Source organism: Mesorhizobium sp. M5C.F.Ca.IN.020.29.1.1 (assembly GCF_003997375.1).
Classification (GTDB): Bacteria; Pseudomonadota; Alphaproteobacteria; order Rhizobiales; family Rhizobiaceae; genus Mesorhizobium; species Mesorhizobium wenxiniae.
This window is the reverse complement of sequence record NZ_RZSW01001226.1, coordinates 1-385: the sequence shown is the minus strand read 5'-3', so window position 1 is coordinate 385 and position 385 is coordinate 1. Positions and strand designations below refer to the sequence as shown.

Here is a 385-nt window from a genome sequence, read left to right as displayed (position 1 = left end):
GGCGCTGGCCAATGCCGGCGCCAATGCCGACACGCGCACGCTCAGGCTCGAAGTCATGCAGGATGCCGAGCTCGCTGCTAGGCTGGGCGTCGAAAGCCCGTTCTTCATCGCCGTTGACCGGGTGCGCAGCAACGCCGATGACGGCCACGCCATCTCGATCGAGCGCAGCCGCTTGCCGCTGTCGCCCGAGCTGGAGGACGTGCCGCTGCGCGGCCTGCGCGAGGGCTCGCTGCACCAGACGCTGCGAGGGGCGGGGCTCGTCCCCGATCACGGCGAGGAGTGGGTCGATATCGAGATGCTGAGCGCCGAGGACGCGGCCATTCTCGATTGCGCGCCCGGCGCGCCGTTCCTGCGCACGCGGCGGTTGACGCGCGCGGCCGATGGC

General features: G+C 71.4%; 1 protein-coding gene. It reads left to right on the top strand.

Annotated elements, in window-relative coordinates:
- A partial coding sequence (locus EOA85_RS37155; RefSeq protein ID WP_164760228.1) for a GntR family transcriptional regulator occupies window positions 1–385 on the top strand: 385 nt, incomplete at both ends.